Genomic DNA, 24473 nt, shown 5'->3' on the forward strand with positions numbered 1-24473 from the left:
TGGCGGCGGAGAACGCAGCGCGTAACGGTGGACTATGAAGTCTGCCGATTTCGATCACCTGATACATCGCCTTCTGGGCCAGACACCGCCGCGTGTTTGGTCGCTCTTGGTCACGATGTTCGGCGATCTGGCTTTGGCCCCTGACGCGCGGTTGAGCGGCGCATGCGTGAACGCGCTGACCGCGGCCATCGGGATCAAGCCAGAGGCCACGCGCGTCGCCTTGCATCGCTTGCGGAAGGAAGGCTGGATCGAGAGCCAGCGCGTCGGTCGGCAATCGCGGTACGGTCTGACCAACCTTGGACGGTCGGAAACGCAAGCAGCCCGGCCGCGCGTCTACGCGACCGGGTCGCCGGACACATATCCAGTTGTTGCCCTTGATGACCCATCCACGGCCATGGTGGCCGAAGACAAGGGCCTTGGCCACACAACCGTGCGTATCGGGCCGCATTGCGTCGTGACCTTGGACACTGCGCGGGCCGACACGGATCTGGTTCTGACGATGACCCCTTCGGATCGCGTTCCGAACTGGGTGGCCGAAAAGCTTTGCCCAACGGAGGTGCAGACTGCATCCGCCGCTCTGGAAACACGGTTTCGTTCGCTCGTCGATACGCACGAGTTGGCGGCGCTGACAGTCTTGCAACGCACCGCGCTGCGGGTGAGCGTTGTTCATGAATGGCGAAGGTTGATCCTGCGGGTTCCGGATTTCCCGGATCACCTGTTCTCGGAAGGTTGGCGCGGTCCTGCGTGCCGTGGCTTGCTCCATGATCTCTTGACGGCTCTTCCCGCCCCGAACCTGAGCGATCTTGAAGACCACCTTGGCGATACCTGATCAGGTTCTTACGAGGTTCATCTCGGGGTCATAAAGCGGCGACGTCACGACGGTCGCAGGCACCCGGTCGCCCAAAAGATCGATGTGCAGTTCTGTGCCACTGTCCGCGTAGTCCGGAGACACAAATCCATAGGCGATGTTCTTCTGAACCCGATGGCCCCACCCACCAGAGGTCACCGTGCCGACAAAGGCATCGCCCAGCATGACCGACGCTCCGCCATGCGCCGGAGCGGCTTTGGACCCCACCTCTAACGTGACGAGCCGCTTCGACGGACCTTGCGCCGCGCGGGTTTCCAACGCGGCCTTCCCGATGAACTGAGGTTTGCCCATGTGGACGAAGCGGTTCAGCCCGGTTTCAAACGGATCAAACTCGGTAAGTACGTCCGCCTTCCAATGAAGAAAGCCCTTCTCAAGCCGCATCGACTCGACTGCCAAGGCCCCGAAGAGCCGCAAGTCATGCGCTTCACCAGCCTCCCGCAGTGCCAGATATGCGGCGTAGAGCGATGCGTTCGGCACGTGGATCTCGTAGGCCAATTCGCCCGAGAAGCTGACGGCCATGACCGTTGCGGGGGCAATGCCGATGAAGCACTCGCGGACCGAAAGCCACGGAAACGCCGCGGCGGACCAATCTGCGCGGCTGACAGCCGAGATCACATCGCGCGATTTCGGACCGGCGAGCACGAGGATCGTCTGATCATTCGTCAGAGATCTGATCTGCACATCCTCGTCGCTGCCAAGGTGCTGCGTCAGCCAGTCCATGTCGTGCAGCTCTGACGCTGCGGCAGACCCGTACCAGAACCTCTCGGGTCCAAGGTCAGTGGCGGGCAACCGCGCGATGGTCGCCTCGGATTTCAGCATGCCGTGATGGTTCAGCAGATAGGCCAGTCCCACGCGTCCAAACCTGCGCGGCAGGCGGCCGCAGATCATCCTGTCAAGAAAAGCTTCCGCATCCGATCCCGTGATCTCGAACCTGTTGAAGCCGTTGACCTCGCACAGACCGACAGCCGACTGCACGGCTTTGATCTCTTGCGCGACAAGGTCGAAGCTTTCGTCAAAGCGGAAGGAATGCGTGACATCGAAATCCGGTGCGGGCTTAAAATACTCCGCGCGCTCCCAGCCGTTCACCACAGTGAACGCCGCCCCCTCGGCCGCAAGAACAGGGGTCAACGGGGTTGTCTTTGCCATGCGACCTGCCGGGCGATGTTCGTTCGGAAAATGGAACCGGAATTCGTTCTGATAGTCCTCGATTGCCTTGAGCGCTGTCAGTTCTACATTGGCGTGACCCGCAAACCGCCGCGGATCGAGACACCAGGTGTCGTAGCATGCTTCCCCGTGCACAATCTGTTGGGCAAGCAACCACCCGTGCCCTCCGCCCTCGCCCAGCCCGGCGCGCAAGCCGATGATGCAAAACGCGTTTCGCTTGCCCGGGATCGGTCCAACCAACGGCGCACCGTCGATGGTGTAGGTGATCGGGCCATTGACGACCGTATGGATCCCGACATCCATCAAGGCCGGCATCCGTGCGAATGCGCCTTCTAGCACGTCCGTGGTACGATCCAGGTCATCTGGGCAGAGCGCATTGACGAAATGCGGGTCGATCCCGTCCATGCCCCAGGTTTTGCAATTCTGCTCGTAGAACCCGACAAGAAGTCCGTACTTCTCCTGACGGCAGTAGTAATCGCTTATCGGGCAGCGCAAGAGCGGCATGCGATGACCGGCCTCGCGGATTGCGGGGATCTCTTCCGTGACAAGATACTGGTGTTCCATCGACATCACGGGGTGATGCACACCCATCATGGCGCCCAGTTCGTTGACGCGGTAACCGCACGCATTCACGACGATCTCGCAGGTGATATCGCCGTGTTCTGTGTGCACGGTCCAGCTGTGGTCCCGGTGCTGGGTCAAGCCGATCACGGGTGTGTTTCGATAGACTTCCGCCCCGGCGGCACGGGCGCGACGCGCCAACGCCTGACACAGCTGCGCCGGGTCAATGTCGCCATCCTGACCATCCCACAAACCGCCGATCAGGTTATCGGTCGAGATGAGCGGATGGCGGCGGGCGCATTCCTCCGCATCGATGACTTCGAACTCGACGCCCATCCCACGTGCCATTGAGGCGAAGTGACGATACCCGTCCATCTGCGCCTCGGTGTTCGCGAGCCGGATGCCGCCATCGCCGTGGTGGTAGTTGATCGGATAGTCCGGATCGCTGGCAAGCTCTCGGTAGAGCTCGATCGAATGAGACTTCAGACCGACCATCGTCTGGTTCATGCCGAAATTCGTGACCTGCGCGGCAGAGTGCCAGGTGGTGCCGGAGGTCAATTCGTTCCGTTCGACAAGAACGACATCCGTCCAGCCTTCCTGCGTAAGGTGGTAAAGCGTCGAGCATCCCGCAATTCCGCCACCGATGACGACCACGCGCGTCTGAGATTTCATCTTGCCCATCCCCTTGTCCGTCCCGGCCGATGCAGTCCCGCTTCCGGTCGTTTGGATCGCCATGCCTGCGCGTGTTGCCATCAACCGTTCCGGTTCAGCCCGCACCACGAAATCAGTTGCGCCTGTGCACGCCGCGGTGTCCAGTCCGGTTATGACGGATTCCTCCCGAAACCTCCGCCGGTCCGGCCGGAAATCGCGCCTTGCACAGCGTGCGGCACCTCCCAAGGTGAACCCGGCTCCACCCGGTCAAAGCGGGGGCGTTTACCGTCCTTTGTCCGACACCGATATGGGCCACATTTACGCAACTGCGCTCAAACTCCTGGCCGACTTGGGCATGGGCGAGGTGCCCCACCGGCTTTGGGCGGACCTTACGGCTGCAGGTGCAACCGACCTCGGCAGCGGGCGTCTGGGACTTCCATCGGCCATGGTCGAGGACTCGATCGCAAAGGCGGCGAAGCGATTCATCCTGCATGGCCGCGACCCCAACCAATCCATCGAGGTGGGCGGTGACGCGGTCTATTTCGGAACTGGCGGCGCAGCGCTGAACACGCTTGATCTGAAGACAGGACGCTACCGACCCTCCACGTTGCAGGACCTGCATGACTTCGCACGGCTTCAGGACACGCTGACGAACGTGTCATGGTTCACCCGGTGTTGCATCGCGACCGACGTGCCGGACATGTTCGACCTTGACGTGAACACGGCCTACGCTCTTTTGCGGAACACGACCAAACCGGTGGCCACTGCCTTTACGCTGGCGGACCACGTCGACCCGATTGTGCAGATGTTCGACATCGCCGCGGGCGGAGACGGCGCATTTGCGAAACGACCTTTCGTCAAGGCACATATCAGCCCGGTCATCTCTCCGATGCGGTTTGGCGAAGACGCTGTCGACGTGGTCTACAAGTGTATCGAACACAACATCCCGATGTCCTGCATCACTGCCGCACAGGCCGGTGCGACGGCACCGGCGACCCTTGCCGGGTTCCTCGCCCAATCACTGGCAGAAACGATGGCGAGCCTCGTGATGGTCAATGTGCTCTCGCCCGGATTTCCGATGGTGTTCTCCAACTGGCCGCTGGTGATCGACCTGCGCAGCGGCGCCTTTGCCGGGGGCGGAGGTGAAACCGCGCTTCTGAACGCGGCTTCCGCACAATTGTCGAACTGGCTTGGCCTGCCGTCCGGGGTCGCCTGTTCGATGACAGACGCGAAAGCCATCGATGCGCAGTACGGTGTTGAAAAGGGCGTAACCAGCCTCGCCGCCGCGCTGGCCGGTGGGAACCTGATCTACGAAAGCTCCGGCATGACCGCCGCTCTGCTTGGCGCGAGTTTCGAGGCATTCATTCTGGACGACGAGATGCACGCCATGACCTATCGCGCCTTGCGCGGGATCGAGGTGTCAGAGGACAATCTGGACTTTGACGCGATTTCCAGCGCCATCCTCGGGGACGGGCATTTCCTTGGATCAGACCAGACATATGACGCCATGGAGCGGGACTATCACTACCCGAAACTCGCCAACCGCGAACAGCCGCGGACGTGGGAAGACGACGGCGCGCAGGATGCGTGGGCGCGGGCCAGGATTGTTGCGAAACGCATTCTGGACACGCATCATCCGTGCTACCTGAGCACGGATCAGGATCAGCACATTCGGAGCCGTTTCAATATACTCCCGACCCGGAAAGCCACGGCAGGAGAGGCTTTGTGAACATTCTCTACATCATGTTCGACCAGTTGCGCTTCGACTACCTGAGCTGCGCCGGTCACAAGACATTGCACACGCCCCACATCGACCGTCTCGCCTCTCAAGGTGTGCGGTTCACCAACGCCTATACTCAATCACCCGTCTGCGGTGCCGCGCGGATGAGCGCCTATACCGGGCGCTATGTCAGCAGCCACGGAGCGGCATGGAACAACTATCCCTTGCGTGTCGGTGAGATGACCCTCGGCGACCATTTGCGCGACGCGGGCATGGACTGCTGGCTGATCGGCAAAACACACATGAAGGCTGACGCGAAGGGGATGGAGCGGCTTGGTCTGTCACCGGACAGCGTGATTGGCGCGCGGCAGGCGGACTGCGGGTTCGACGTGTGGTGCAGGGACGACGGTCTTTGGGCCGAAGGACCAGACGGACCGTATGACCAGAAGCGCAGCCCGTATAATGAATATCTGAAATCGAAAGGCTACGCAGGCGGCAATCCTTGGGCAGACCATGCAAACGCAGGTGTCGAGAATGGCGAAATCGCCAGCGGCTGGTTCATGAAGAACGCGGACAAGGCCGCCAATGTGGATGAACCAGACAGCGAAACACCTTGGCTCACCTCACAGGCCATCGCCTTCATTGAACAGGCGAAATCGCCATGGTGCGCGCATGTCAGTTACATCAAACCGCATTGGCCCTACATCGTCCCCGCGCCCTATCATGACATGTACGACGTGGACGATATTCAGCCCGTGATCCGGTCCAAACGCGAAGTGGTCGACCCGCATCCGATTTACCGTGCCTTCACGCAAGGCCGCGTCGGCAAAAGCTTTGCGCAGGATCATGTCCGCGAAAAGGTCATCCCCGCCTATATGGGTCTTATCAAGCAATGTGACGATCAGATGGGTCGGTTGTTCGACTACCTCGAAACGACGGGTCGAATGAATGACACGATGATCGTGCTGACCTCGGATCACGGCGATTATCTTGGCGACCATTGGATGGGAGAAAAAGACCTGTTCCACGCCCCTTCGGTGAAGGTGCCGCTGATTGTTCACGACCCACGTTCATCCGCCGACGCCACTCGTGGCACCACTTGCGAAGCGCTGGTTGAAGCGATTGATGTGACGGCGACGTTCATCGAGGCCGCGGGCGGCGACGTACCCGACCACATTGTCGAAGGTCGCTCACTGCAGCCTTACCTCACCGGCACCCCACATCCCAACCCGCGCAATTTCGCAATCAGCGAATATGATTATTCCAGCCACCCTGTCGGCACCGCCCTGAACGTCCCGCCAAAAGAGGCGCGGCTCTTCATGGTGGCGACGCAGGATTGGAAACTGGTGCATTGCGAAGGTGGCTTTCGACCGATGCTCTTCGATCTGAAAAACGATCCGAATGAGCTTTTCGATCTCGGCGGCGACCCGGACTACGAAGACACGCGGGCCATGCTCTACGATCACCTGCACACCTGGGCACGTCGTCCAGCCCAACGCGTCACGATCTCGGACGCCGAGATCCATGCCAAGCGCAAAATTGGCGCACGCACCGGTGTGTTGCTTGGCGTCTACGACGAGGATGAGATCGCCCCCGATTTGCGTGCGAGGTACCGGGGTCCCAGTCCCAAGCGTCCGAACTAACGCGGCAGTCTTGCGCATCAATATGGCCTCACATATCCCTTGGCCATGTTTCTTGGCATCGATATCGGCACATCTTCGGTCAAGGCCATCGTCACCGATGGCGTAACCTTGGTCGCCTCCGCCACTGCGCCGTTGACGTCGCAATCACCCCACCCCGGATGGTCGGAACAAGACCCATCGACCTGGTGGAACGCGACGAAATCTGCGTTGCATGAGCTGAACACACTAGCATCGTTGAGTGAGATCACGGCGGTCGGCCTCTCCGGGCAAATGCACGGCGCGGTACTGTTGGACAAGGACCACACCGTCTTGCGCCCGGCAATTCTATGGAATGACAGCCGCTCAACCGCGGCCTGTGCGCAGTTGCGGGCGTCTTTACCCGGGATCGGTGAGATTGCAGGCGTGCTCCCACTTCCGGGATTTACAGCGCCGAAACTGATGTGGGTCAGGGACCATGAACCGGACGTTCATGCCCAGATCGCGCATGTCCTTTTGCCAAAAGACTATGTCGGCCTTCGTCTGCACGGGTCATTGGCGACGGATCGGTCGGACGCCGCAGGGACGCTTTGGCTGGATCAGGCCGCGCGCGACTGGAGTGCTATCGTAGCATCGGAATCCGCAACCGATACGGCTTGGCTGCCGCAATTGTTCGACGGGCACGAGGTTGTGGGTACCGTCACCGAGACAGCCGCTAACGAAACCGGTATTCCACGCGGCATCCCGGTTGTTGCGGGCGGCGGCGACGCGGCGACTGGCGCAGTCTCGCTCGGGGCCACCGAGGCGGGACGCGGGTTCATCTCACTCGGCACCTCGGGCCAGTTGTTCGTTGCAGGGGATGCCTATAGCCCGAACCCCGCGAAATTCGTGCACGCCTTTGCGCATACCGTACCCGACCGCTGGTACCAGATGGCTGCCATGCTCAATGGTGCACGTCCGATTGCATGGCTTGCCGATCAACTCGGTATTGCAGAGGCAGAGGTTGTTGCGCTGGCGGAAACCGCTGACCCGGCCCGCGCGCCGATCTTCCTGCCCTACCTCACCGGTGAGCGCAGCCCGCATGGCGACCCGAACATTCGGGCGGGATTTTTTGGACTGGAAGACGCAACTGACAGGGCCGGGCTGTGTCGCGCTGTTGTCGAAGCGATCTCGTTCACTTTCGCAGACGCTGCAGAGAGTTTTGGTGACACGATCAATGATCTGCCCCACCTGGCTGCCATCGGCGGCGGCAGCAAATCCCCGTTCCTTCTGCAGCTGATTGCCAATGCCACTGGAAAGCGCATCGGGCGCGCGGCGGGATCAGACGCGGGGCCAGCTTTGGGTGCCGCAAGACTTGCAGCCTGCGGGACCGGGGCGTTGGCTTTGTCCGATCTCGGAGCCACGCCTGCCATTTCGGATTGGTTTGATCCGGAGCGCAGTGATCTGACCACCACGCGGTTGGCACGTTACCGTGCGTTGTACCGGGCGCTTCAGCCTTTGGCCTGAGAGCCGATACCGCTCAAATCGCGCGCAACCCTGCGCCGCAGTGGTGGAAATTGCACCGTCCTTCATTGATTTGGCTTCCGATGAAGAGAATTTTCCGGTGATTAATTGATTTTTTGCGCGCGATAAGAAAATGTAAACATGAAAACTCACACGTTACGCGCCGATCAAGAGTAAAGTTATGTCCGAGTCGAAAATCAAAAACATGGAAGAATTCGCAGCGATCAGCGGGATATCCCGCCCGACCGTATCGAAATACTTCCACGACCCGGCCAGCGTGCGCCCTTCGACACGCGCGCGGATCGAGGCTGCGCTCGAGAAGTACGATTACCGCCCAAACATCTACGCGATGAACCAGAACCGCAAGCTGACGAAGAATATCGGCATTGTGGTACCATACCTCGCCGACCCGTTCTTCGCCGAGATCGTGCGCGTGATCGAACGGCGTTGTATCGAAGCGGGCTTCACTCCCTCTCTCTTCAGCTCGCACGGTGAGCAGGCGTTCGAGAATGACATTCTCGACAGCCTTCGGTCGATCAAACCAGCGGGTGTCCTGCTTGCCCCGCTGGGTCGGCAGTCCGACAAATCGGCGATCGAGACCTTCTGCAAGAATGTTCCGACGGTGCTGTTTGACAGCAATATCGAAGGCATGGGCGAAGCGTTCATTGGCTCCGACAATTACAGTTTTGTGTCGCAAACTGTCGAATATCTGAGCCGGACCGGCGAAAATCCGTGTTTCTTCGAAATGAAGACGCCCGCCAACCCGAATGCAAACAAACGACGCCTTGCCTACCTGTCGATGGCCGAACGCCTTGGGCTTGAGCCGCATGTGATCCAGATCGATGGCACCGGGTGGGCGTTCGAAGAGATCGGCCGCCAGGGTGCGCTCAAGCTGCTTTCGGGAAACGCTCTGCCGACCGACACCGTTCTGTGCAGCAACGACCGCCTCGCGATCGGTTTCTTGTCTGCCTGCTACGAGATGGGCGTCAAGGTCGGTCGTACGCAGGACTGCCAGCTGCGCGTCGCCTCGCATGACGATCATCCGTTCTCCAAGTTCACCTGCCCGTCGCTCACCACGGCAGCGCATGACTACTTTGCCGTATCCGATCAGGCGGTTGAGACGCTGTTCCAGGTGATCGAAAGCGGCGGCCACCTGAGAAACCGAACCGAGACTGTCTTCCCGGCACGACTGATTATGCGGGACTCGGCTTAGGTTTCTTTACGCGAGTAAATTTTATGTTGACGCGAGTAAACCAAGTGGTGTTAGTTTCCCGTAGGTAATCCATTAATCAGGGAGGATTCGGATGCACCTCAGGAGCGCACTTTTGGGAGCGACGGCTTTGTCGCTTGCTACGGTCGCTGCCGCACAGGCAGAAACCATCACCATTGCGACCGTGAACAATGGCGACATGATCCGTATGCAGGGTTATACCGACACGTTCACCGAGCAGACCGGCATCGAAGTGGAGTGGGTGACGCTGGAAGAAAACGTTCTTCGTCAGCGTGTTACAACGGACATCACCACCAAGGGTGGTCAGTTCGACATCATGACAATCGGTATGTACGAAACCCCGATCTGGGGTGCCAACGGCTGGCTTGTGCCGCTGAATGATCTGTCGGCGGAATATGACGTCGATGACATTCTGCCCGCGATGCGCAACGGCCTGAGCCACGAAGGCACGCTTTATGCAGCGCCCTTCTATGGCGAAAGCTCGATGGTCATGTACCGCACCGACCTGATGGAAGCGGCTGGCCTTGAGATGCCGGAAGCTCCGACATGGGAATTCATCCGTGAAGCAGCGGCTGCGATGGACAACCCGGCAGAAGACATCAACGGCATCTGCCTGCGCGGCAAGGCAGGCTGGGGCGAAGGCGGTGCATTCATCACCGTTACCGGCAACTCCTTCGGCGCACGCTGGTTCGACGAAAACTGGACACCCCAGTTCGACCAGCCACAGTGGAAAGAGGCGCTGGAGTTCTACGTCAATCTTATGAACGACTACGGCCCGGAAGGCTACGCCACCAACGGCTTCAACGAAAACCTGTCGCTCTTCCAGCAAGGCAAATGCGGCATGTGGATCGACGCAACAGTTGCGGCGTCCTTCGTGACCAACCCGAACGACTCGACCGTCGCCGATAGCGTCGGCTTCGCGCTTGCCCCGAACAAGGACGGCGTCGAGAAGCGCGCGAACTGGCTCTGGGCCTGGGCACTTGCGATCCCCGCGGGCACGCAGAAAGAAGCGTCAGCCAAGCAGTTCATCGAATGGGCCACCTCGAAAGAGTATATCGAGCTGGTTGCCGCCAACGAAGGTTGGGCGAACGTCCCACCGGGTGCACGCACATCTCTTTATGAGACAGCCGAGTATCAGGAAGTGCCGTTTGCAGCGATGACGCTCGACTCCATCAATGCGGCCGACCCGACCGATCCGACCGTGGATCCGGTGCCTTACGTCGGCATTCAGTTCGTCGCGATCCCGGAATTTGCGGGTATGGCGACCGAAGTGAGCCAGGAGTTCTCGGCGGCGTATGCCGGTCAGCAGTCCATCGACGAAGCGCTTGCCAAAGCGCAGGACATCGCGACCGAAGTGATGGAAGCGGCAGGGTACTAATCCGCGCTTTTCGGGTGGGCAGTCTCTGCCCACCCCAGTCAACTATTCAAAACCGCCGTTTTCTCGCAGGCTGCAGAGAGCCTGAACAGAGAGGTCTTGCGTCATGGCTACACAACATTCCCGATCCGCAGCGCGACTGATGATGGCTCCCGCCGTGGTCCTGCTTCTGGGCTGGATGCTGGTGCCGCTGACGATGACCCTCTACTTTTCCTTCAAGAATTACCTACCCCTGCGCGGTGGCGATCTGGGTTGGGCGGGGTTTGACAACTACGTCCGGTTCGTCTCGTCAAGCGCCTTCTGGCCCGCTGTACAGACGACGCTCGTGATCGTCGGCGGGGTTCTTTTGATCACCGTCGTTTTGGGCATCCTTCTGGCGATGCTTCTCGACCAGCCGATGTGGGGTCAGGGCGTTGTGCGCATCCTTGTGATTGCGCCGTTCTTCGTCATGCCGACCGTGTCCGCGCTGGTTTGGAAGAACATGTTCATGGACCCGGTGAATGGGCTGTTCGCCCATCTGTGGCGCTTCTTTGGGGCCGAACCTGTGTCCTGGCTGTCCGATGCGTCACTCAGTTCGATCATTATGATCGTATCCTGGCAATGGTTGCCCTTTGCGACACTGATCCTTCTCACCGCGATCCAGTCGCTGGACAGCGAACAGCTTGAGGCAGCCGAAATGGATGGCGCCCCCGCGCTTGCCCGGTTTACCAACATCATTCTTCCGCACCTGGGTCGCGCGATCACGATCGTGATCCTGATCCAGACGATCTTCCTCTTGTCGATCTTCGCCGAGATCTTCGTCACCACAGGCGGTGCCTTCGGAACACGGACACTGACCTACCTGATCTTCCAGCGCGTGCTCGAAAGCCAGAACGTCGGCCTTGGATCGGCGGGCGGTGTCTACGCCATCATTCTCGCCAATATCGTTGCGATCTTCCTGATGCGCATCGTCGGCAAGAACCTGGACGCGTGAGGAGGATCTGACCATGGCACGCGCAGTCACGACACAACGCAAAGCGATCAACACCACCCTCGCCTGGGCGATCGGTCTGCTGATCTTCTTCCCGATCCTCTGGACGATCCTGACCTCCTTCAAGACCGAGGCGCAGGCGATCGCGAACCCACCGATCTTTATTGGCTTCGACTGGACGCTGGAGAACTATTCCATTGTGCAGGAGCGCTCCAACTACATGCGCTTCTTGTGGAATTCGGTCATCATCGCGGGTGGCTCCACCATCCTGGGCATCATCATTGCCGTCCCAGCGGCGTGGTCGATGGCGTTCGTCCCATCGAAGCGCACCAAAGACATCCTGCTCTGGATGCTGTCGACGAAGATGCTGCCCGCCGTGGGCGTGCTCTACCCGATCTACCTGCTGTTCATTCAGCTTGGACTGCTCGACAGTCGCATCGGGTTGGTGATTGTCATGATGCTCATCAACCTGCCGATCATCGTCTGGATGCTGTACACCTATTTCCGTGAAATCCCCGGCGAGATCCTCGAGGCGGCGCGGATGGATGGCGCGTCTTTGCGGGAAGAGTTGCTGTATGTGCTCACGCCGATGGCGATCCCGGGCATTGCGTCGACAATCCTGCTGAACTTCATCCTCGCCTGGAACGAAGCGTTCTGGACGCTTAACCTGACAGCCGTGGATGCCGCACCCCTGACCGCCTTCATCGCCAGCTATTCCAGCCCCGAAGGCCTCTTCTTCGCGAAACTCAGCGCGGCCTCGACCATGGCCATCGCGCCGATCCTCATCCTTGGCTGGTTCAGCCAGAAACAACTCGTCCGCGGCCTGACGTTCGGCGCGGTGAAATAGGACCTGACAGGAGGGAACCTGACGTATGGGACGCATTCAACTCAAACAGGTCACCAAGTCCTTCGGCGACGTGCAGGTCATCCCGCCACTGGACCTGACCATCGAGGATGGCGAGTTCACCGTCTTCGTCGGCCCGTCGGGCTGCGGCAAGTCCACGCTTCTGCGTCTGATCGCCGGGCTTGAGGATATCAGCAGTGGGTCGATCGACATCGATGGCGCTGACGCGACAAACGTGCCGCCCGCCAAGCGCGGCCTCGCCATGGTGTTCCAATCCTACGCGCTTTACCCGCATATGACGGTGCGCAAGAACATCGCCTTTCCGCTCCGCATGGCCAAGCTTGACCAGGCCGAGATCGACAAGCGGGTGAACGGCGCAGCCTCTGTTCTGAACCTGACAGATTATCTTGACCGTCGCCCCGGACAGTTGTCGGGCGGCCAGCGCCAACGTGTCGCCATCGGGCGCGCGATCGTCCGCGAACCGGCCGCGTTCCTGTTCGACGAACCGCTCTCCAATCTCGACGCCGCCTTGCGTGTCGGCATGCGGCTTGAGATCAGCGAACTGCACAAGCGCCTTGCGACGACCATGATATACGTGACCCACGATCAGGTCGAAGCAATGACCATGGCCGACAAGATCGTCGTGCTGCATGCAGGCGTGATCGAACAGGTGGGCAGTCCGCTGGAACTCTACCAGCGTCCGCGAAACACATTTGTCGCGGGCTTTATCGGCTCACCGAAAATGAACCTGATCACAGGCAGCGAGGCCACGAAGCACGACGCCACCACGATTGGCATTCGGCCCGAGCATATCGACATCTCGGAAACCGACGGCACATGGAAAGGCACGATCGGGGTGTCCGAACATCTTGGGTCCGACACGTTTTTCCACGTGTTGTGTGACGCGTCATCCGAACCGCTGACCGTGCGCGCCAGCGGCGAGCGTGACCTGAAATACGGCACAGAGGTCTACCTCACACCGCGCCTCGAAAACCTGCATCGCTTCGACCAGCAGGGCTTGCGGATCGAATGAAACGGCTCGACGGAAAGACCGCGCTGATCACGGGTGCCGCCCGCGGCATCGGGCGCGCCTTTGCCGAGGCTTACATTCAAGAGGGTGCGCGCGTTGCCATTGCCGACATCGACGACAGTCGCGCGGCAACAACGGCGGCGGAACTGGGCGAGAACGCCCTTGCAGTCCATCTCGACGTCACCGATCAGGCCAGCATCGAGGCGGGCGTCGCGCAGACCATCGCGCATTTCGGGCAGATCGACATTCTGATCAACAACGCCGCGATCTTCACCGCGGCTCCGATCGTTGACATCACACGCGAGGACTATCAGCGCGTCTTCGACATCAACGTGTCCGGCACCCTGTTCACATTGCAGGCGGTGGCGCGGCACATGATCGACAAGGGTATCAAGGGCAGGATCATCAACATGGCCAGCCAGGCCGGTCGCCGCGGGGAGCCTTTGGTGGCGGTCTATTGTGCCACCAAAGCGGCGATCATCTCGCTGACACAATCGGCAGGTCTGAACCTGATCGAGCATGGCATCAACGTCAACGCGATCTCGCCCGGCGTGGTCGATGGCGAGCATTGGGATGGCGTCGATACCTTCTTTGCGAAATACGAGAACAAGTCCCCGGGCCAGAAAAAGGCCGAAGTGGGTGCGGCTGTGCCTTTCGGGAGGATGGGAACCGCCGAGGATTTGACCGGCATGGCCGTCTTTCTGGCGTCTGACGACGCCGAGTACATCGTCGCGCAGACCTACAATGTGGACGGTGGAAACTGGATGAATTGATGAACACGATGTCCGAGATCACAACGCCAACCAAACTGTCCAACGCGACACTTGATGCTTTGCCCGACGATGTTGCGCGACCGACCTACGACCGATCCAAACTGACGCCGGGCATCGTGCATATCGGCCTCGGCAATTTCCACCGCGCACATCAGGCGTGGTATCTCCACCGCCTCATGCAGCAGGGCAAAGCGCACGACTGGGCCATCATTGGCGCTGGTGTCCGTGCCGGTGATGCGGCAATGCGCGAAAAACTCCTCGCTCAGAATTGTTTGACGACACTGATCGAACTCGACCCGTCCGGCACCTCGGCCGAGGTCATTGGATCGATGATCGACTTCGTGGCTGTAGAAGAGGGCAATGGACCACTGATCGCTGCCATGTGCGACCCAGCGATCCGCATCGTGTCTATGACCGTGACTGAGGGTGGCTACTACCTTGATGCGAAGGGTGGGTTGGATCTGGATCACCCGGACATACGCCACGACATCGACCGTCCGGACACCCCGCGTACCGCGTTTGGGGCAATGGTGGCAGCGTATAGGAACCGACGTGACTTGGGGCACCCGGCGTTCACCGGGCAATGCTGCGACAACCTTCAGGGCAATGGTGCGGTCTTGCGCCAGACCGTTCTGGGCCTTGCACGGGCGATTGATCCGGAGCTTGCCGACTGGATCGAGAGAAACGCGACCTTCCCCGACTCCATGGTCGATTGCATCGTGCCTGCAACCGGCGAAGCCGAACTTAGAACCGCACGCGCCATCGGCATCGCCGACGTCGTGCCGGTCACACATGAAAACTTTCGTCAATGGGTGATCGAAGACAACTTCTGCAACGGGCGTCCGCCCTGGGAAGCTGTCGGCGCCACTCTCACACAGGACGTTCATGCCTACGAGGCGATGAAAATCCGAATCCTGAATGCAGGTCACCAAATCCTCGCCAATGCAGGTGAACTGCTCAACGTTCCGACCATCGCCGCCTGCATGGAGCATCGCGATATCGCCGCGTTTTTCCGCAAGGTGCAATCAGAAGAGGTCGTGCCTTACGTCGACCCGGTGCCGGGCATGGCCCCCGACGCCTATCTCGCACTGATCATCCTGCGGTTTTCGAACCCCAAGATTCGTGACACCACCCGCCGTGTCGCATTCGACGGCTCCTCGCGGCATACCGGGTTCTTGCTTCCCATTCTCAGGGATGCGTTGAAAGCGGGCGGGAGCGTCGATGGACTTGCACTGACCGAAGCGTTGTGGGCGCGCATGTGCGCCGGGACCCGCGAAGACGGAACCCGGATCGAGCCGAACGACCCGCTCTGGCCGTCCCTTCAGGAGGCTGCGAACGCCGCCAAATCGCGGCCGATGGCGTGGCTGGAGCAGACGAAGCTCTACGGAGATCTGGCGTCCCAGCCCGACTTCGCGTCGCGGTTCGAGGCATGGCTCAAGAAGATCTGGTCAGACGGGACCGAAGCGGCCCTGCGGGCGTATCTGTCGCAATCCAATTAACCGAAGACGTCCGAAGAATCCGTTCAAACCGAACCGAGGTAAGCAAAGTCTTCGCCAAGGTGGATCACGTTTGCAGGCTGATCCAGCACGAACCGTCCGACATGCCTCGGGGTTCGCAAAACGGATGCCGGACCGGATGTCGCCATGGCGAGCGCTTCCGCCTTGTCGATACCGACCTCGTTGCAGAGCACGCGTAGCGCCTTGGGGAAATCAAGGTCGGCCCCCGCCAATGTGCCATCTTCCAGCGTCAGCCGTCCGTCGCGACGCGCAACCGTACGCCCGTTCAATGTGAACCGCTGGATATCCGATCCAACCGTCGGCATAGCGTCAGTCACCAAAAACACCGATCCGGGCCGCTGCGCCGCAAGCGCGATCCGCATGGTTGCCGGATGCACATGAATGCCGTCCGCGATCAGGCCGGACATGACACCGTCTGTGGCCAGCGCCGCCCCGACGAGACCGGGTTCCCGGCTACCTAATTGGCTCATTGCGTTGAACAGGTGCGTGACACAGCGCGCGCCTGCCGCAAAGGCCGCTTGCGCGTCGGCGAAACTGCAATCTGTATGGCCGAGCGAGACAATCACCCCGCCCTCGGCAAGACGGGTTATCTGATCGGTGCGCACGTTTTCCGGGGCGACGGTCACCATCACATTGGGGAGCGCTTTCGCCGCATTCAGGAAGAAGGCTTCGTCCTCCTCGTCCATCGGGCGGATCAGGTTCGGATCGTGCGCCCCTTTCTTAACGACCGCCAGATGCGGGCCCTCGAAGTGAATGCCGATGACGCCCGGTACGCCTTGGCGGAAGGCCTCACCGACCGCGTCCACCGCTGCGCGCATGCAATCTTTCGTGTCGGTGATCAGGGTTGGCAACACAGCACCCGTTCCGGTCCCGCGATGGGCCTTCGCAATGGTTCTCAAACCGTCGACCGTTGGCGCTTCGTTGAACAGAACACCACCTCCCCCGTTGACCTGCAAATCGACAAACCCGGGCAAGAGCGTGCCGCCACCAAATTGCTGAAGGTGATATCCATCCGGGATGTCGCCCTCTGCCATAACACCTTTCAAAAGGCCGGCATCCAACAGCAGCGCACAGTTTGACCTTAGGGTTTGACCGTCAAAAACATCCGCTCCAACAAGTGCGCGTTTGTCCTGATTACCGTTCATATCCAAGCCGTTCATGATCAGCCGCCCTCGCTGTCCCGAAGCTTTCGCGCCAAACTCAGGGCACCATCCAGCGCCGTGCCCAGCGCAGAGACGATACGCGCCTTGTATCGCTTTTCCAGGTAGGGCGCATATCGCGGGCCAACGCCGCCAGCGAGGCAGAGCACACAAGTCTCATCAAATTGCACAGCGTCTAGGCAGGCTTCCAAATAGGCGACCCCCTCTTCGATCAAGGCCTTGGCCTGCTCATCGCCAGCCCCGGCGCAGTCGAAAACCACGGGTGCGAAGGCTGCAAACTCTTTTGGCTGCGCCGAGGCGGCGAATTTGACGACAGCGATCGGGTCCCCCTCGAAATGGCCCATGACGGTGGCCGTGAAGCCCGTGTTCGGCAGAAGGCCATCCTCAGTTTGCATCGCAATCTGCAACGCACGGCGTCCAAGCCATCCGCCTGACGCTTGATCCGCCAATACAGGGCCCCACCCGCCAAGATACCGGACCTGCCCCCGCCTTTGCGCAGCGATGATGGTCCCGGTGCCCAGCGCCAACAGCACACCATCACGATCCCCCAAGGCACCGGCCACCATGGTGGCGCGGTCATCCGAAACCGCCATGTTCCGAAAGGGCATCGCATCAGCCACGGCCCGTTCATCCGCCTGATCCATCACCCCGGCCAAGCCAAGATGCGCAATGCACGCTTCGAGTCCCTCGGCGTCAAGTCCGGCGGCTGCAGCAACCTCCTCGATCGCGTGCAGAGCATTTGCGATTGCACCGTCCGGATCAGTCGTGAAATTCGCAGGCCCGCCAGTCGCCTGCGCCACAATGCGCCCGTCAGGCGCAGCTAGGGCGACGCGACACCCACTGCCGCCGCCGTCCACTCCGATAAGATACCGCTTTGACCTCATGGTCGCAAAATGACGGGTCGGGCGAGGCAGCACAATGCGGAACGGGGGCAATCTCCAAGCAACGCCAAAGCGCCGATATCACTCTGCGGCATGCTTGAGCGACGCCATCAGGTGATGGAATTTCTCGCCCTGCACGGCCACATGGGACCGAATGGCGGACGCCGCCTTCTCCCCATCACCTTCCTCAAGCGCCGCCACGATTGCTTCGTGTTCGCCCATGGATTGCTTCAACCGGCCTCGCAGACGCAATTGCATGCGGCGGAAGGGTTGCAGGCGTTTGTGAAGACGCGAGCATTCCTGTTCCAAGAACGAATTCCCGGACTGCCGATACAGGATCGCGTGGAATTTTTCGTTCTCGTGGTAGTAGCCGTCCGCGTCCTGTGCGGACACCGCCGCGTTGCAGCGTTCATTTGTGGCGTGCAATTCGGCCAGTGCCGCGTCGCTGATACGAGTGGCGGCCAGACGGGCGCAAACCGCTTCAAGCTCGGCCATCACCTCGAACATCTCGATCAGTTCTACCGGTCCCGGCTGGCGGACAAACACCCCGCGACGCGGGATCTGTTCTGCCAGGCCCGACAGCGCAAGCCGTTGAATCGCTTCACGAACAGGTGTGCGTGACACCGCGAACTTCTCGGCCAACTGCACCTCGTCCAGACGCTCTCCGTCGGCGAAGGTGCCGTCGAAGATCATCCGCTCCAGTTCCTGTGCAATGGTGTCTGCGCGTGTCATGACAAAGCCCGTAGCACGCTCCCTTTTCGCATTCAATCTTTTCATTCTTGTATACAAGAAACTTGATAAAGCACACACGCTATGCAATCCAAGAGCCCTGCCCGACGTCGAATCGGGCTTTGCACTTGGGAGGACACCAATGAAAAAGACCTTGATTTCAACGGCTGTTGGGTTGGCACTTTTGGCAGGAAGCGCATCTGCAGCGGACCTGCGTTTATCGCACCAGTGGTCGACGCAAGATATCCGCCACCAGGTCGCGCAGATGGTCGCCGACGGTGTGGCAGAGGCCGATGTCGGTCTCGAGATCACCATTTACCCATCCCGGTCGCTCTTTGCCCCGCGCGAGCAGTACAATCCGCTCAGCCGTGGTCAGTTGGACATGACCGTTCTGCCGCTCAGCTACGCGGGTGGTCAGCAACCGGCCTACAACCTGACCCTGATGCCCGGTCTGGTGAAGAACCACGATCATGCGGCGCGACTGAACAATTCGCCGTTCATGGAGCGGCTGGAAGAGATCATGGCCGAGGATGACGTCATGGTCCTCGTGCACGGCTACCTCGCCGGTGGTTTTGCGGGTGTCGACGAGTGCATCACCGCGCCCGAAGACATCGAGGGCAAGCAGACACGCGCTGCCGGTCGCGCATTCGAACAGATGCTCGCAGGTGCTGGCGCGTCGATCACCTCGATGGCCTCGTCCGAGATCTACAACGCGATGCAGACGGGCGTTCTTGACGCGGCGAACACGTCGTCGTCGTCTTTCGTCTCGTACCGCATCTACGAACAGGTCAGCTGCTACACGCCTGCTGGTGACACCGCGCTGTGGTTCATGTACCAGCCGCTCCTGATGAACAAATCCACCTTTGATGGCCTGACCGCAGAGCAGCAAGAGGCCCTGATGGCCGCCGCTGCCGAAGCCGAAGCCTTCTACCTCGAAGAAGCCAAGAAAGAGGACGCGGCTTCGGTTGATGTCTTCCGTGAAGCGGGCGTCGAGATTGCCGAAATGAGCCCTGAAAACTTCGAAGCCTGGCGCGCGCTTGCGCAAGAGACGTCCTACGCGGCGTTCGTGGCGGACTATCCGGAAGGGCAGGAACTGCTCGATCTGGCACTCTCCGTCGAATGATCTGCGCGGTCGGGCGGTAAAATTGCCGCCCGATCCCGGCATCGACGACACTCATTCACGCGACGGGAGGTCTCATGGCAGTCCAATCCAATGCGCATGCCGCGCGCACCGGCGACAACTGGTTTCTGAAAACGGTCGCGTTTTTGTCGCTTCTGTCCGGCTGGACCGCCGCAGCGCTGATCGTGGCATCTGTTTTCATCACCTGTCAGATGATCTTCGTGCGCTTCGTTCTGAACCAGTCAACGATCTGGCAGACCGAGGCCGTGGTCTACATGATGATCGCCGCGACCATGCTCGGGCTGCCCTATGTTCAAAGGCTGCGAGGGCACGTGAACGTGGATCTCATTCCGCTGGCCCTACCGCTCAAGGCGCGGAAGCTGCTATTCTACGTCACCATGAGCCTGTCGATCCTCGTGATGGGAATCATGGGTTTTTACGCGTTCGAATACTGGCACATTGCGTGGGAACGAAACTGGCGCAGTGACACCGTCTGGGGTGTCCGCCTGTGGATCCCGTACCTTGCCCTGCCCATCGGCTTCGCTCTGTTCATCCTGCAGCTGATTGCCGACACGGTGGCCGTGGCGATCGGTGTCGATAAACCCTTCGGCATCGGGGAGGTGAGCTGATGGATCCGCTTCTGCTCGGCGCGTTTGTCGCCATCGCAACCATCCTTGTTCTGTTCTCCGGCGTGTCGGTTGCCGTTGGACTTGTGATCGTATCGGGCGGGTTCCTTGTCATCTTCGACGGGTTCCGGTCGCTAGAACTCATGCCCGAGGTGATGTTCGGCAAGCTCAACAATTTCGCGCTTCTGTCGATCCCCATGTTCATTATCATGGGGGCCGCCATCGCCTCGACCCGTGCGGGCGCGGACCTTTACGAAGCGCTGGAGCGCTGGTTGACGCGCGTTCCAGGTGGCTTGGTTGTCTCCAATCTCGGGGCCTGTGCCCTGTTCTCCGCGATGTCCGGGTCCAGCCCGGCCACTTGCGCCGCCATTGGCAAGATGGGCATCCCCGAGATGCGCAAGCGCGGTTATCCCGATGCGGTCGCTGCCGGATCTATCGCAGCGGGCGGCACGCTTGGCATCCTCATCCCACCGTCCGTGACGATGATCGTTTACGGTATCGCGACCGAGACCTCGATCGGCCGTCTGTTTCTTGCAGGCGTTCTGCCCGGTCTCATGCTGGTCGGCCTCTTCATGGCATGGTCGCTCTATTCCACTTGGAAATCCGGCAATACGGCGGTCCTTCGGAATGTGACTTACACCTGGAAAGAGAAATTCGAGATCCTGCCCCGCGTCGCGCCCTTCATCCTGATCATCATCGGCGTGCTCTACGCAATGTATGGCGGCGTCGCGACCCCGTCCGAAACCGCAGCTGTGGGCGCTCTTCTGTGCGTCGTGATTGCGATGATCATCTACAAGCTGTGGAACGTGAAAGACCTCTGGGTTGTCCTGCGCGACAGCACCAAGGAATCGGTGATGATCCTCTTTATCATCGGCGCGGCGGGTGTGTTCAGTTTCATGCTGTCGAGCCTCTTTATAACCCAGTCCATCGCTGCCTGGATCGGCACGCTGGACGTGAACCCCTGGGTTCTGATGTTCGCCGTGAACATCTTCCTCCTTATCGCAGGCTTCTTCCTTCCGCCGGTCGCGGTGATCCTGATGGCTGCGCCGATCCTGCTTCCAATCATCACGAGCGCCGGGTTCGACCCAATCTGGTTCGCCGTCATCCTGACGATCAACATGGAAATCGGACTGATCTCACCACCCGTCGGCTTGAACCTCTATGTCATCAACGGCATCGCGCCGGACATCAAATTGAAAACCATCCTTCAGGGCTCCTTGCCGTATGTGGCGTGCATGGTCGTCGCGATCATCCTGCTCTGTTTTTTCCCCGGCATCGCTACTTGGCTGCCCAACGCTGTAATGGGACCGGCTCTGTGACCTTGCTTGCGGACCTTCTCGCCAATGTGTTCGAGCGGCGCTACCGCTCAGGCCGCAACGGAGACTTGGCGAAGCGTCCGTTCACCGATCTGACGATGGAATTGATGGGCACCAGCGGCGAGGTGTCGGGCATGAATGTCGCCCGCGCGATCCTTGATCGCTACAGCGTCAGCGATGAGACAGAGAAACTGGCCTTTTTTCACCACTTGGCCGAGGACATGACGATCTCGCCCAGCTCGGTCCGACAAGCGCTTGACGCCTACGAGCAAGGACAGACCAAGGCCAGCTATCGCGCGTTCATGACCGCATCGGAACCACCCCGTCAGGAACTGATCCGGCGCCTCAACCAGGTTCCCGGGGCCACCAAAGCGCTGGTCGCGATGCGGTCAGACCTTTTGCGGCTGGGCAAGGGCGTAGCCGCGCTCGAAGCACTTGATCTGGATTTCCGACATCTTTTCGCCAGCTGGTTCAATCGGGGCTTTCTTGTGCTGATGCCGATCAACTGGGAAAGCCCGGCGCATGTCCTCGAAAAAATCATCGCATACGAGGCCGTTCACGCCATCGACAGCTGGGACGACCTCCGCGGGCGGCTGCAACCGTCGGATCGCCGCTGCTTTGCGTTCTTCCACCCGGCGATGCCAGACGAGCCGCTGATCTTCGTCGAAGTGGCGCTGACCAACGGCATCCCGGGCTCGGTGCAGGCGCTGCTCTCTGCGAAACGCGAAGTGCTGGCGGCAGAGGACGGAGATACCGCAGTGTTCTACTCGATCTCGAACTGTCAGGCCGGTCTCGCCAGCATTTCGTTCGGCAATTCGCTCATCAAACAGGTGGCCGCCGATTTGTCCGCCGAATTGCCCAACCTGAAAACCTTTGTCACGCTGTCGCCGATCCCGGGCTTCCGCCGCTGGATGGAGGCCGAAGGGCATGATGCGCTGATGGCAGACGGCGACCGCCTGAGGGCGCTGGCAGCGCATTACCTGACCGAAGCACGCCGCCCCGACGGACACCCACTTGATCCTGTCGCACGGTTCCATCTGGGCAACGGGGCCGAGGTCCACCGGGTGCACGCAGGTGCGGACCTGTCCGAAAAGGGCATGCAACAGTCTGCCGGGGTTATGGTGAACTACCTTTACGATCTCGCGCGCGTGTCGCAGAACCATGAACGTTTCGCGGCGTCGCACGAGATCGCTGCATCGTCCGAAATCCGATCGCTCAAATCCTCCGTGGAAAAAGCCAACGCCTAGGAGTACCGGCATGTCCAATCCCCTCTACGACACGCTCTTTGGAATTCATGCAGGCAGCACCAAACCGTTCCTGTTGCTCAAGGACGGGACCCACTGGACCTACGACGCATATCTGCAGAAAACCGCACAGATCGCCCATGTTCTGAATGACCACGGCCTGCGCCCCGGCGACCGTCTTGCCGCCCAGGTGCAGAAATCCCCCGAAGCACTGGCGCTCTATGCGGCCTGTGTGCAGGCCGGGATCGTGTTTCTGCCGCTCAACACGGCGTATACGGCGGATGAGCTGACCTATTTCATCGAAAACAGCGGAGCCTCCATGGTGGTCTGCGACGCCGCCAAGGAAGCGCAGCTTTCGCCGATTGCCAAGCGGCTTGGCGCGACGCTGAACACGCTCAATGCCGACGGCACCGGTACACTGACCGATGCCGCCAGAGATAAACCAACCAAATTCGACACCGTTGCACGCAACAAGGACGACCTCGCGGCGTTCCTCTATACGTCGGGCACGACGGGTCGCTCCAAAGGCGCGATGCTCACGCAGGACAACCTGTTGTCGAACGCGCTTGTACTCGTCGATTACTGGCGCTTCACCGAAGATGACGTGCTTCTCCATGCGCTGCCGATCTTCCACACGCACGGGCTTTTCGTGGCGACAAACGTCATCCTGGCGGTCGGCGGGTCGATGATCTTCCTACCAGCATTCGACATCGACATCATGATCGACCGCATGGGCGAGGCGACCACGATGATGGGCGTACCGACCTTCTACACTCGCCTGCTGGGCGATGACCGGTTCGACCGCGATCTGGTGGCCCATATGCGCCTCTTTGTGTCCGGTAGCGCACCGCTTCTGGCCGAGACCCACATCCAGTTCGAAAAGCGCACCGGCCATCGCATCCTCGAACGGTACGGCATGACGGAAACCAACATGTCCACGTCCAACCCCTATGACGGCGACCGCCGTGCGGGCACCGTGGGTTTCCCCCTGCCCGGCGTGGAACTCAAGATCACCGATCCGGAAACCGGCAAGACCATCCCGGACGGTGAGGTCGGCCAGATCGAGGTGCGCGGACCGAACGTGTTCAAGGGCTACTGGCAGATGCCGGAAAAAACCGCCGCCGAACTGCGCAGGGACGGCTTCTTCATCACCGGCGATCTGGGCAAGGTCGATGAGGACGGCTACGTCCATATCGTAGGGCGGAACAAGGACCTGATCATCTCAGGCGGCTACAACATCTACCCCAAGGAAATCGAACTGGTACTCGACGAACAGCCCGGTATCCTCGAAAGCGCTGTGATCGGCGTGCCGCATGCCGATTTTGGCGAGACGGTCCTGGCGATCCTTGTCCCCGAGCCGGGTGCCACGCCCAACCTCGAAGCCATCGCCGAGGCCGCAAGTGCGACGCTGGCCAGGTTCAAGCAGCCCCGGAAGATGATCGTGATCGACGAACTTCCGCGCAATACAATGGGCAAAGTCCAGAAAAACATCCTGCGCGATCAATACTCAGATACGTTTGCGCCCGCCGAGGGTTGATGTCTCACCTGAACAGTGATGCGCCTGTCCGTTG

Annotated in this window: 20 protein-coding genes; 16 read left to right on the forward strand and 4 right to left on the reverse strand. The window is 60.3% G+C overall.

Going from position 1 to position 24473, the window contains the following annotated elements:
- The first annotated feature begins 34 nt into the window (after positions 1-34).
- Complete coding sequence (locus tag BUA42_RS15845; protein ID WP_072779251.1) at positions 35-829, forward strand: PaaX family transcriptional regulator C-terminal domain-containing protein; 795 nt, start codon at positions 35-37, stop codon at positions 827-829.
- Here BUA42_RS15845 and BUA42_RS15850 read toward each other — a convergent pair whose 3' ends face one another.
- A complete protein-coding gene (locus BUA42_RS15850) occupies positions 830-3265 on the reverse strand; it encodes a GcvT family protein (RefSeq protein WP_072779369.1) in 2436 nt (811 codons plus the stop codon).
- Between the two features lie 151 nt (positions 3266-3416).
- On the opposite strand from BUA42_RS15850, the gene BUA42_RS15855 reads away from it, so the two are divergent.
- The 10 genes from BUA42_RS15855 to BUA42_RS15900 all read left to right on the forward strand — a co-directional run bounded on the left by BUA42_RS15855 (position 3417) and on the right by BUA42_RS15900 (position 15808).
- Positions 3417-4973 carry a trimethylamine methyltransferase family protein gene (locus tag BUA42_RS15855; protein ID WP_072779370.1) on the forward strand — a complete coding sequence of 519 codons (1557 nt, stop codon included), beginning with the start codon at positions 3417-3419 and terminating at the stop codon, positions 4971-4973.
- Positions 4970-6607 (forward strand): sulfatase-like hydrolase/transferase, encoded by a 1638-nt coding sequence (locus tag BUA42_RS15860; RefSeq protein WP_178346917.1) that lies wholly within the window; start codon positions 4970-4972, stop codon positions 6605-6607. Before BUA42_RS15855 ends, BUA42_RS15860 begins: the two co-directional genes overlap by 4 nt.
- Positions 6608-6652: 45 nt before the next feature.
- Entirely contained in the window at positions 6653-8089 is a 1437-nt protein-coding gene (xylB, locus tag BUA42_RS15865) for a xylulokinase (protein WP_072779252.1), read from the forward strand.
- A gap of 178 nt (positions 8090-8267) precedes the next feature.
- A complete protein-coding gene (locus BUA42_RS15870) occupies positions 8268-9299 on the forward strand; it encodes a LacI family DNA-binding transcriptional regulator (RefSeq protein ID WP_072779253.1) in 1032 nt (343 codons plus the stop codon).
- 91 nt (positions 9300-9390) lie between these two features.
- Positions 9391-10695, forward strand: a complete 1305-nt coding sequence (locus BUA42_RS15875; RefSeq protein ID WP_072779254.1) for an ABC transporter substrate-binding protein — start codon at positions 9391-9393, stop codon at positions 10693-10695.
- A 103-nt stretch (positions 10696-10798) separates the two neighbouring features.
- Positions 10799-11665: a carbohydrate ABC transporter permease gene (locus tag BUA42_RS15880; protein ID WP_072779255.1), complete on the forward strand. Its 867-nt coding sequence runs from the start codon at positions 10799-10801 to the stop codon at positions 11663-11665.
- Positions 11666-11678: 13 nt separating this feature from the next.
- Positions 11679-12509 (forward strand): carbohydrate ABC transporter permease, encoded by an 831-nt coding sequence (locus BUA42_RS15885; protein ID WP_072779256.1) that lies wholly within the window; start codon positions 11679-11681, stop codon positions 12507-12509.
- Positions 12510-12534: 25 nt separating this feature from the next.
- Positions 12535-13539 carry an ABC transporter ATP-binding protein gene (locus tag BUA42_RS15890; protein WP_072779257.1) on the forward strand — a complete coding sequence of 335 codons (1005 nt, stop codon included), beginning with the start codon at positions 12535-12537 and terminating at the stop codon, positions 13537-13539.
- Entirely contained in the window at positions 13536-14309 is a 774-nt protein-coding gene (locus BUA42_RS15895) for an L-iditol 2-dehydrogenase (protein WP_072779258.1), read from the forward strand. The genes BUA42_RS15890 and BUA42_RS15895 overlap by 4 nt, the downstream gene beginning before the upstream one ends.
- Complete coding sequence (locus BUA42_RS15900) at positions 14309-15808, forward strand: mannitol dehydrogenase family protein (protein ID WP_425435037.1); 1500 nt, start codon at positions 14309-14311, stop codon at positions 15806-15808. Before BUA42_RS15895 ends, BUA42_RS15900 begins: the two co-directional genes overlap by 1 nt.
- Positions 15809-15831: 23 nt before the next feature.
- Here the strand turns inward: BUA42_RS15900 and nagA are convergent, their stop codons facing one another.
- The 3 genes from nagA to BUA42_RS15915 all read right to left on the reverse strand — a co-directional run bounded on the left by nagA (position 15832) and on the right by BUA42_RS15915 (position 18599).
- Positions 15832-16986, reverse strand: coding sequence for an N-acetylglucosamine-6-phosphate deacetylase (nagA, locus tag BUA42_RS15905; protein WP_245819033.1), 1155 nt, complete (start codon positions 16984-16986; stop codon positions 15832-15834).
- Between the two features lie 2 nt (positions 16987-16988).
- The gene (locus BUA42_RS15910; protein WP_072779374.1) at positions 16989-17870 is read right to left on the reverse strand and encodes a glucosamine kinase nucleotide-binding domain-containing protein; all 882 of its coding nucleotides are present in this window, start codon (positions 17868-17870) and stop codon (positions 16989-16991) included.
- A 78-nt stretch (positions 17871-17948) separates the two neighbouring features.
- On the reverse strand, positions 17949-18599 hold the full coding sequence (locus tag BUA42_RS15915; protein ID WP_072779259.1) for a GntR family transcriptional regulator: 651 nt from the start codon (positions 18597-18599) through the stop codon (positions 17949-17951).
- Between the two features lie 139 nt (positions 18600-18738).
- Between BUA42_RS15915 and dctP the strand changes: the two genes are divergently transcribed.
- The 5 genes from dctP (at position 18739) to BUA42_RS15940 (ending at position 24439) form a co-directional block, all read left to right on the forward strand.
- A complete protein-coding gene (dctP, locus tag BUA42_RS15920; RefSeq protein WP_072779260.1) occupies positions 18739-19719 on the forward strand; it encodes a TRAP transporter substrate-binding protein DctP in 981 nt (326 codons plus the stop codon).
- Between the two features lie 74 nt (positions 19720-19793).
- Complete coding sequence (locus tag BUA42_RS15925) at positions 19794-20345, forward strand: TRAP transporter small permease (RefSeq protein WP_072779261.1); 552 nt, start codon at positions 19794-19796, stop codon at positions 20343-20345.
- On the forward strand, positions 20345-21661 hold the full coding sequence (locus BUA42_RS15930) for a TRAP transporter large permease (RefSeq protein ID WP_072779262.1): 1317 nt from the start codon (positions 20345-20347) through the stop codon (positions 21659-21661). Before BUA42_RS15925 ends, BUA42_RS15930 begins: the two co-directional genes overlap by 1 nt.
- A complete protein-coding gene (locus BUA42_RS15935; RefSeq protein WP_072779263.1) occupies positions 21658-22905 on the forward strand; it encodes a malonyl-CoA decarboxylase in 1248 nt (415 codons plus the stop codon). The genes BUA42_RS15930 and BUA42_RS15935 overlap by 4 nt, the downstream gene beginning before the upstream one ends.
- A gap of 10 nt (positions 22906-22915) precedes the next feature.
- A complete protein-coding gene (locus BUA42_RS15940; RefSeq protein ID WP_072779264.1) occupies positions 22916-24439 on the forward strand; it encodes a malonate--CoA ligase in 1524 nt (507 codons plus the stop codon).
- Positions 24440-24473: the final 34 nt, after the last annotated feature.

This window comes from Marivita hallyeonensis, assembly GCF_900129875.1.
Classification (GTDB): Bacteria; Pseudomonadota; Alphaproteobacteria; order Rhodobacterales; family Rhodobacteraceae; genus Marivita; species Marivita hallyeonensis.

What these genes read in the sequence shown, in the direction of transcription:
- BUA42_RS15885 (WP_072779256.1), top strand. Translation starts at nt 11,679, where the DNA reads ATGGCACGCGCAGTCACGACACAACGCAAAGCGATCAACACCACCCTC.
- nagA (WP_245819033.1), bottom strand. Translation starts at nt 16,986, where the DNA reads ATGAACGGCTTGGATATGAACGGTAATCAGGACAAACGCGCACTTGTT.
- BUA42_RS15925 (WP_072779261.1), top strand. Translation starts at nt 19,794, where the DNA reads ATGGCAGTCCAATCCAATGCGCATGCCGCGCGCACCGGCGACAACTGG.
- BUA42_RS15915 (WP_072779259.1), bottom strand. Translation starts at nt 18,599, where the DNA reads ATGACACGCGCAGACACCATTGCACAGGAACTGGAGCGGATGATCTTC.
- BUA42_RS15855 (WP_072779370.1), top strand. Translation starts at nt 3,417, where the DNA reads ATGACGGATTCCTCCCGAAACCTCCGCCGGTCCGGCCGGAAATCGCGC.
- BUA42_RS15940 (WP_072779264.1), top strand. Translation starts at nt 22,916, where the DNA reads ATGTCCAATCCCCTCTACGACACGCTCTTTGGAATTCATGCAGGCAGC.
- xylB (WP_072779252.1), top strand. Translation starts at nt 6,653, where the DNA reads ATGTTTCTTGGCATCGATATCGGCACATCTTCGGTCAAGGCCATCGTC.
- BUA42_RS15910 (WP_072779374.1), bottom strand. Translation starts at nt 17,870, where the DNA reads ATGAGGTCAAAGCGGTATCTTATCGGAGTGGACGGCGGCGGCAGTGGG.
- BUA42_RS15850 (WP_072779369.1), bottom strand. Translation starts at nt 3,265, where the DNA reads ATGAAATCTCAGACGCGCGTGGTCGTCATCGGTGGCGGAATTGCGGGA.
- BUA42_RS15890 (WP_072779257.1), top strand. Translation starts at nt 12,535, where the DNA reads ATGGGACGCATTCAACTCAAACAGGTCACCAAGTCCTTCGGCGACGTG.
- BUA42_RS15895 (WP_072779258.1), top strand. Translation starts at nt 13,536, where the DNA reads ATGAAACGGCTCGACGGAAAGACCGCGCTGATCACGGGTGCCGCCCGC.
- BUA42_RS15870 (WP_072779253.1), top strand. Translation starts at nt 8,268, where the DNA reads ATGTCCGAGTCGAAAATCAAAAACATGGAAGAATTCGCAGCGATCAGC.
- BUA42_RS15880 (WP_072779255.1), top strand. Translation starts at nt 10,799, where the DNA reads ATGGCTACACAACATTCCCGATCCGCAGCGCGACTGATGATGGCTCCC.
- BUA42_RS15845 (WP_072779251.1), top strand. Translation starts at nt 35, where the DNA reads ATGAAGTCTGCCGATTTCGATCACCTGATACATCGCCTTCTGGGCCAG.
- BUA42_RS15875 (WP_072779254.1), top strand. Translation starts at nt 9,391, where the DNA reads ATGCACCTCAGGAGCGCACTTTTGGGAGCGACGGCTTTGTCGCTTGCT.
- dctP (WP_072779260.1), top strand. Translation starts at nt 18,739, where the DNA reads ATGAAAAAGACCTTGATTTCAACGGCTGTTGGGTTGGCACTTTTGGCA.
- BUA42_RS15930 (WP_072779262.1), top strand. Translation starts at nt 20,345, where the DNA reads ATGGATCCGCTTCTGCTCGGCGCGTTTGTCGCCATCGCAACCATCCTT.
- BUA42_RS15900 (WP_425435037.1), top strand. Translation starts at nt 14,309, where the DNA reads ATGAACACGATGTCCGAGATCACAACGCCAACCAAACTGTCCAACGCG.